This is a genomic window from Lamprobacter sp., assembly GCF_034860625.1.
Classification (GTDB): domain Bacteria; phylum Pseudomonadota; class Gammaproteobacteria; order Chromatiales; family Chromatiaceae; genus Lamprobacter.
On sequence record NZ_JAYESN010000180.1, the window covers coordinates 1 to 6,851 of the forward strand.

General features: G+C 63.7%; 9 protein-coding genes. All 9 read left to right on the forward strand.

Translation table 11 applies throughout. The annotated features are described in order from the left end of the window. On the forward strand, window positions 1-761 hold a 761-nt coding region (locus tag VBE63_RS23180; RefSeq protein ID WP_323685382.1), incomplete at its 5' end, for a hypothetical protein. A 114-nt stretch (window positions 762-875) separates the two neighbouring features. Then, on the forward strand, window positions 876-1,412 hold the full coding sequence (locus VBE63_RS23185) for a hypothetical protein (protein WP_323685383.1): 537 nt from the start codon (window positions 876-878) through the stop codon (window positions 1,410-1,412). Window positions 1,413-1,420: 8 nt separating this feature from the next. Further along, window positions 1,421-2,554 (forward strand): PEP-utilizing enzyme, encoded by a 1,134-nt coding sequence (locus tag VBE63_RS23190; RefSeq protein ID WP_323685384.1) that lies wholly within the window; start codon window positions 1,421-1,423, stop codon window positions 2,552-2,554. Window positions 2,555-2,680: 126 nt separating this feature from the next. Next, a complete protein-coding gene (locus VBE63_RS23195; protein WP_323685385.1) occupies window positions 2,681-2,926 on the forward strand; it encodes a hypothetical protein in 246 nt (81 codons plus the stop codon). Window positions 2,927-2,935: 9 nt separating this feature from the next. Then, on the forward strand, window positions 2,936-3,949 hold the full coding sequence (locus VBE63_RS23200; RefSeq protein ID WP_323685386.1) for a hypothetical protein: 1,014 nt from the start codon (window positions 2,936-2,938) through the stop codon (window positions 3,947-3,949). Between the two features lie 28 nt (window positions 3,950-3,977). Further along, on the forward strand, window positions 3,978-4,520 hold the full coding sequence (locus VBE63_RS23205; protein ID WP_323685387.1) for an adenylyl-sulfate kinase: 543 nt from the start codon (window positions 3,978-3,980) through the stop codon (window positions 4,518-4,520). A gap of 115 nt (window positions 4,521-4,635) precedes the next feature. Next, entirely contained in the window at window positions 4,636-5,361 is a 726-nt protein-coding gene (locus VBE63_RS23210) for a phosphocholine cytidylyltransferase family protein (protein ID WP_323685388.1), read from the forward strand. Further along, complete coding sequence (locus VBE63_RS23215; RefSeq protein ID WP_323685389.1) at window positions 5,358-6,185, forward strand: glycosyltransferase; 828 nt, start codon at window positions 5,358-5,360, stop codon at window positions 6,183-6,185. The genes VBE63_RS23210 and VBE63_RS23215 overlap by 4 nt, the downstream gene beginning before the upstream one ends. 55 nt (window positions 6,186-6,240) lie before the next feature. After that, window positions 6,241-6,783, forward strand: coding sequence for a glycosyltransferase (locus VBE63_RS23220; protein ID WP_416274646.1), 543 nt, complete (start codon window positions 6,241-6,243; stop codon window positions 6,781-6,783). The last annotated feature ends 68 nt before the right edge of the window (window positions 6,784-6,851 follow it).

Genomic DNA, 6,851 nt, shown 5'->3' on the forward strand with positions numbered 1-6,851 from the left:
CACTACCGGTACTGGCCGCGCTTCGGCTATCGCCGCAGCGGCCAGGCGCTCAACGAACTGAAGCGTTCGGTGTTTCCCAAGGCCACCCACCCCGGCGCGCAATACCTGTGGTCTGGGATCTCATCGACTACGCCAAAGGTGCAGTGTTCAACCGCGCTAACATCTGTAAGACAAACTGCTCCCGTGCCGTCGGTCTGGATTGTCTTACCGACCAACAGCGCGCGTATATCGCTTTCTTCAACAGCGATGAGCTTGCCGACCCGTCCGGCGACACCGATCCGCAGCCCTTTCTGGACTGGTTCGACAGTCTCGGCCAGGTGCGCCCGCCAACTGGTCCGCCGAGCGTTGCAGGAGCCGAGGGCGATCCGCCTTTCGCCCTGCCGCTGCTGGTCATCGATACGCTTGGACCCGATGGCGTTGCTGCAGCGCTTGGCAACGAGCCCGTCATTGCCGGCGAGAGCTGGCCGCTGGTGTCCCTGAGTGAGCTGGCTGAGCAGTTCGCATTGCACCGGATCGCTATGCAGAACCGGCGCGCAAGATTTGAGGAGTTGTTCGGGTGTTTTGAGCATGGCCCCTGCCTCATGCGCTGTTTGGAGCAGATGCCGGAGAAACAGCCAGCGCATCAGGCTATCACGGGGATGATGCAGGTGGCCGCCGGCATGGATGCGTTGGTGCAGGGGTTTGAATCGAATGACAATGTGAACGACGCCAATGTGGGTTGTCACGCACTGATCAACACGGCGATCTTGGGGCTGATATAACCACCGCAGAGACCGGCACCAGGAGCGTTAGCGTTAGCATGCAGCCTGCTCAAGCAGGCGAAAGATTGCTATGGTGACATTCGCGCGAACCAACGAGGCAGAGGAAATCAAGCGATGACAACCACCACCTTTGATGCCTTTCTGGACGAAGAACTGGCGGTCGCACCATCGGCTGCAATCGATTGGTCAGTAAGAAAAACGCGCTGGCTGCAAGCGCTGGACGAGTTTTATGCGCGCGTCGAGGAATTTTTGCAGCCTTACATCGCCCAGGACAAGCTGCGCCTTAACATGGCCACCACCACGCTGGAGGAAGAGTGTGTCGGACGCTATCAGGCCCGCAGCGCGCGGATTCAGGTCGGCTTGCATGAACTGCGCCTGGAGCCCATCGGCACCAACCTGATCGCGGCACAAGGACGGGTGGATCTGATCGGCCCTTGCGGTGTGGTGAAATTTGTCCTGGTCGATGCCGTCTCAGAGGGGCCGCGTCTGGCCGTGACCTTGCGTGTTGGCGATACGCCCGAGCCGCAAGCCGAGACCCGAGCCACACCGGTTTGGGTGTGGAAAATCGCCACCGAGGCGCCAAACATTCGCTACCTGTCGCTCGAGGCGGAGTCGTTCTACGACGCCATCATGCAGGTTACCCAAGGCTAAGCGCGATCATGGCAGTGAAAGCGCGTGCCGTCGTGCTGTCCGGTCAGCAGCAATCCTTTGATGACATTGCGCGGCATCGCACTCTGCTGCATCAGTCGGTGCGCGCCTGGTTCCGCGCAGGCTCGGCGGAGTTTTGCCAGTGCTTCCAAGGTGCGCGCGAGGATGAAGTCGCCCAGACTCTAGCCGTGACGCTGCGGGAAGTCGACCGTTCCGCCATCCTGTCGCTATTGGCGGCGATGGAGGCGGCTTTTCGGGTTGACTACCTAGAGCGGGTGTATGAGCGCCGCAGAGATCCCTTTTCACGTGCGTGCCGAGCGCTCTATGTGCGTGTGGGGCACCGGGTGTCACTGGAGCAGGAATTACTCAAGCTCTGGTTGACCGAGGGCGCGGCCGCGCCCGATTTCATTCGCCATTTGGTCGGTGCCTTTCGCGTGCGGCACTGGCTGGCGCATGGCCGCTACTGGAGCCCGCGCTTGGGACTGTACGCCGCCACCACGCCCGAGGCGTTGCTGACCTATGCCCGCCGCGCCATTCAAGGGCGCGAGTACGGCAAGTTCGTCTTCACTCGCCATCTAAGCGCCGCGCTCGAGACCCTCGCCGCCTGGGGCCAGTGCCGCAGCCTGGGGCGCGAGGAGCTGTCTTACCTGCGCATCGAGGCGATGCTCGACACCCGCCAGCGCAGCGCCCGCCTGGAGATCACCTCGCACCTGATGCAACAGGTCGATCAAGCCCGGCTCGACCAGGCCCAGGCGCGCGCCCTGCGCCTGAGCTATCTCATCCGCAGCGTGGGAGATCTCTATTATGTGGTGCCGATTCATCGCGCCGAGCCGAGCTTCATCACCCGCGCGCGGGTGGAAGCCCCGCGCGTTCACCTGCACGCCACCTCCCTCGGCGGCGAAGCGCTCAGCGGCTGCATCGTCTGCATCGAACAGGCCGACCCCGGCTTCGACTGGATCTTCACCCGCGACATCGCCGGGCTGATCACCCAGTACGGCGGCGCCAACTCGCACATGGCCATCCGCTGTGCCGAGCAGCCACTGCCCGCCGCCATCGGCTGCGGCGAGGCGCTGTTTGCCCAGGTCACGGCCGCGCCCCGGGTGCTGCTCGATTGCGGGAGTCGGCGGGTGGAGGGGGTGGGGTGATTGACAAGGTGCTCTGGGCAGCAACAAGCCGTGGCTGCCACTGGGGAGTGGCCCGTGTTAGCCTTCTTTTCCGCTGCGTGCGTCATGGGCATGGCCACCGGGCTTTAGTCATTGAGAGGAGTGAGTATGTCTTTCTATCAGCGCATTGTTGCGCACTGGTCTGGTTTGGATCGGATTGGCCGCGCCGTTCAAGGGCCTAGCCTGCCTGCGGGTGTGGATGCGAGCTATGGCTTGCGGCCGACCAACCATCTCAGCAAAGGGCAGGTGGTGGTCGACGCCCGCCGCGCGCTGGCCACCGATGGCCTGACCAGTGCGCAGTTGCATGAACGCGCACAGCAAGCGTTGCAGACTATCCGCGCGCTCGGGCGCTAAAGTCGTCGCATGAGCAGTGAGGAGCACGGGTCTGCGTCGCGCTTGATCAGTCTGCTGGAGGAAGAGGCGCGAGCCGATGTGCGCGACATGGATCGGGCGCCGGAGCTGGAAGATCAGATCCAACTGGTGCATGTGCAGGGCTGGTATCTGGAGACGGAAAAACTCATCCGCGTGCTGGCCAATGTGTTGCCCTCGACCATGGCGCAGCCGATCAATCAGTTACGCTATGCTGGGCATCATGTACTCAAGGCGGTGACTGCGCCGGAGCGGGATGCAGCCTATCGGGCGAATGTGGTCGAGGCCTTCAAGCACTGTAAGCGCGCCTACTATGATGCGCTGGATCTCTATGTCTATCACATGGCGGAGGCGTATCGGGACAAGCTGTCGTTCTTGCCCGATCCGACCACGACCAAAACGTTGGCGCGGGAATTGGCGGCCTTTCTTGAGCGGATCGGCGCGGCCCGTCTGAGGGCGCACGCGAGGATTGATTACTACGCGGAGATTCAAGCCGACATAACCGCTGGGTTGGCGGTGATTGCGCGTGTAAACGAGGCCATGGCTGCGGCTGGTGTGACAGCAGAGATTGTACGAGAACGAGCGGCGCTCGCGCAGGAGAATCGCCAACTCAGGGATCAGATCGACAATAAGCTGCGCGTTGCCGCGACCAAGTTTAATGTCTTGGCCGTCCTGCTTGCGTTTGTCATCGCGCTGACGACGGCTGTTGGCCTATTGTTCCAAGGTGTCGGTACACGCTGGCTTTATCCCGATGATGATGAGATGCCCCGGCCGCCATCCAGGGGTGTTGAGACTGCCTTACCCATCGAGACAACGCCAGATGGAGAACAGCGCATGCGCGAAGAGCAATTCATACCATCGCCTACGGTGCCGGCAGCGGAAGAACCTGAGCGGTCATCACCGCCGCAGCCGGTCAATCCTGACCTGATCCCGCCGCCCCCGCAATCGCTCAACGAGGGCTTCGAGCCGGGACTGGTGTATCGCCGGAAACCGGAGCGATCGTCTTGAGTCGGCAGCCTTTCGTGTTACACCAACCATGGTGATCTGGATCACCGGCCTATCGGGCGCGGGCAAGTCCACCCTCGCCACCGGGCTGAGCGCGAAGCTGCGCGATGCTGGCCGCTCGGTGGTGCAACTCGACGGCGACGAGCTACGGTCGCTCTTCGATGCCGAGACCGTCAACCAGAGCCACCACGACCGGAACGCGCGCCTGGCACTGGCGCTGCGTTACGCACGCCTGTGCCAGGTGATCGCGAGCCAAGGCCCAACGGTGGTGATGGCGACTATCTCCCTGTTTCGGGAAGTGCATGCCTGGAACCGCATCCATCTGCCGGGGTATTTTGAGCTGTATCTGAAGGTGCCGCTTGCAGAACTGCGGCGGCGCGATCCGAAAGGCTTATACCAGCGCTTTGATCGGGGGGAATTGCGCGATCTGGCCGGGCTGGATGTGCCCATTGATGAACCCCAGACACCCGACTGGGTGGCAGAGTTTGAACCGGGGCAGACAGCGGACAGGCTGGCGCAACAGGTCTGGGAGCGGCTGATAGCGTTGATGCCTAAAAGTGCCGGGGGCGCTTGATGAGCGCGACAATCGTGCTGCGCCCAGTCGCCGTCAGCCAGCGCGTGGATGCTTATCCCGAGCGCGAGCCGTCGTTTGAGCAACGCGACATCTTGAGACTACGGAATCTGTTTGGATGAAAGCCATTATTCTCGCCGCCGGGCGCGGTAGCCGCATGGGCGCGCTGACCGAGGAGCGCCCGAAGTGCCTGCTCGAAGTCGCCGGCCGGTCCTTGCTGCAGTGGCAACTCGACGCCTTGCGCGCGGCGGGCATCGCCGAGATCGGTATCGTGACCGGTTATCGCCGCGAGCTGCTGGCCGGCTTTGGCTTAACGGCATTCCATAATCCGCGCTGGGCCGACACCAACATGGTTAGCTCCCTGGCTTGCGCTCGCGCGTGGCTGCAAACCGATGCCTGCATCCTGAGCTATGGCGACATCTTCTACGAGCCACCAGCGGTGCTGGCCTTGCGCGATAGCGCGGCCGCCGTGGCGCTGACCTACGACCCCAACTGGCGCTCGCTCTGGACCCGCCGCTTCGCCGATCCACTGGTCGATGCCGAGAGTTTTCGGCTCAACCCCGATGGCACCCTGGCCGAGATCGGCCAGCCACCGACCAGCCTGGAGACCATCGAAGGCCAATACATGGGCCTGCTGCGCTTCGCACCCGCGGGCTGGGCAGAACTTGAGCGCCTGCGCGGACAACTGCCGCCATCTGAGCGTGATGCCCTGCACATGACAGCGGCACTGCAGCGGATGATCGTCGCCGGTCGTATGCCCATCACTGCCGTGCCTTATCGAGGACGCTGGGGCGAGGTCGATCGCGCAGAGGATTTGGCGCTGTATCAGGCGAATAGCCGATGAACCTCCTCTTCATCCACCAACACTTCCCCGGCCAGTTCAAGCACCTGGCCCCGGCGCTGGCACAGCAGGGCCATCAAGTCACGGCGATGACCCTGCAACAGCCGGGTGTCGCCGAGTGGCAGGGTGTGCGCCTGGTGCCTTACAGCGTCAGCCGCGGCACCACCAACGGCGTGCACCCCTGGGTCAGCGATTTCGAGACCAAGACCATCCGCGCCGAGGCCTGCTTTCGGGCGGCGCTCCAGCTCAAGGCTCAGGGCTTCAACCCCAGTGTGATCATCGCCCATCCCGGCTGGGGTGAGAGTCTGTTTCTGAAAGAGGTCTGGCCGCAGGCACGCCTGGCCATTTACTGCGAGTTCTTCTACCACCCACAAGGCGCCGATGTCGGCTTTGATCCCGAATTTCCTGCCAAGGACCCCGGCGACGTCTGCCGGCTGCGGCTGAAAAACCTCAACAACCTGCTCCACATGGAGCGCGCCGATGCGGGTATCAGCCCCACCCACTGGCAGGCCAGCACCTTCCCCGAGTCCTTCCGCCAACGCATTCGCGTGATCCACGACGGCATCGACACCGACGCCCTCGCGCCCAACCCCGCAGTGCAGCTAACCCTGACGACCGCCGCCGCCGCGACTGGCACTGGCCCTGCTGCTGGCGCTGGCACTGGCACTGGCACTGGCACTGGCACTGGCACTGGCACTGGCACTGGCACTGGCACTGGCACTGGCACTGGCACTGGTGCTGGTGCTGGCACGGGCGCTGGCACGGGCGCTGGCACGGGTGCAGACGCGGGCCCCAGCACCCAGGTGACCCTTAGGGCCGGGCGATGAGGTCATCACCTTCGTCAACCGCAACCTCGAGCCCTACCGCGGCTACCATACGTTCATGCGCGCACTGCCCAAGCTGCTCCGGCGCCGACCCAAGGCGCGCGTGCTCATCGTCGGCGGCGATGAGGTCAGCTACGGCGCTCGCCCCGATCCCGCACGCTACGGCAACCGCACCTGGAAGCAGATCCTCATCGACGAGGTCCGCCCGCAGATCGCCGCCCCCGACTGGGCGCGGGTGCATTTCCTCGGCAATCTCAGCTACCCGCACTTCGTGGCGCTGCTGCAGTGCTCCAGTGTGCACGTCTACCTCACTTATCCCTTCGTGCTCAGCTGGAGCCTGCTCGAGGCGATGAGCCTCGGTTGCGCCATCGTCGCCAGCGACACCGCACCGCTGCATGAGGCCATCCAGCACGACGAGACTGGCCGCCTGGTCGACTTCTTCGACACCGCCGGCCTCGCCAACGCCATCAGCGAGCTGCTCGACGACCCCGCCACCCGCCAACGCCTGGACCGCAACGCTCGCGCCTTTGCCCAGGCCACCTATGATCTCAAGCGCGTGTGCCTGCCCCAGCAGTTGGCGTGGGTGGAGACGCTTGCCTGAGCGGACTCGCTAGAATCGCCCGCACACCCCGCGCCTCTGCGCCGCCCTGGAGGCTGAGCAATTGATCA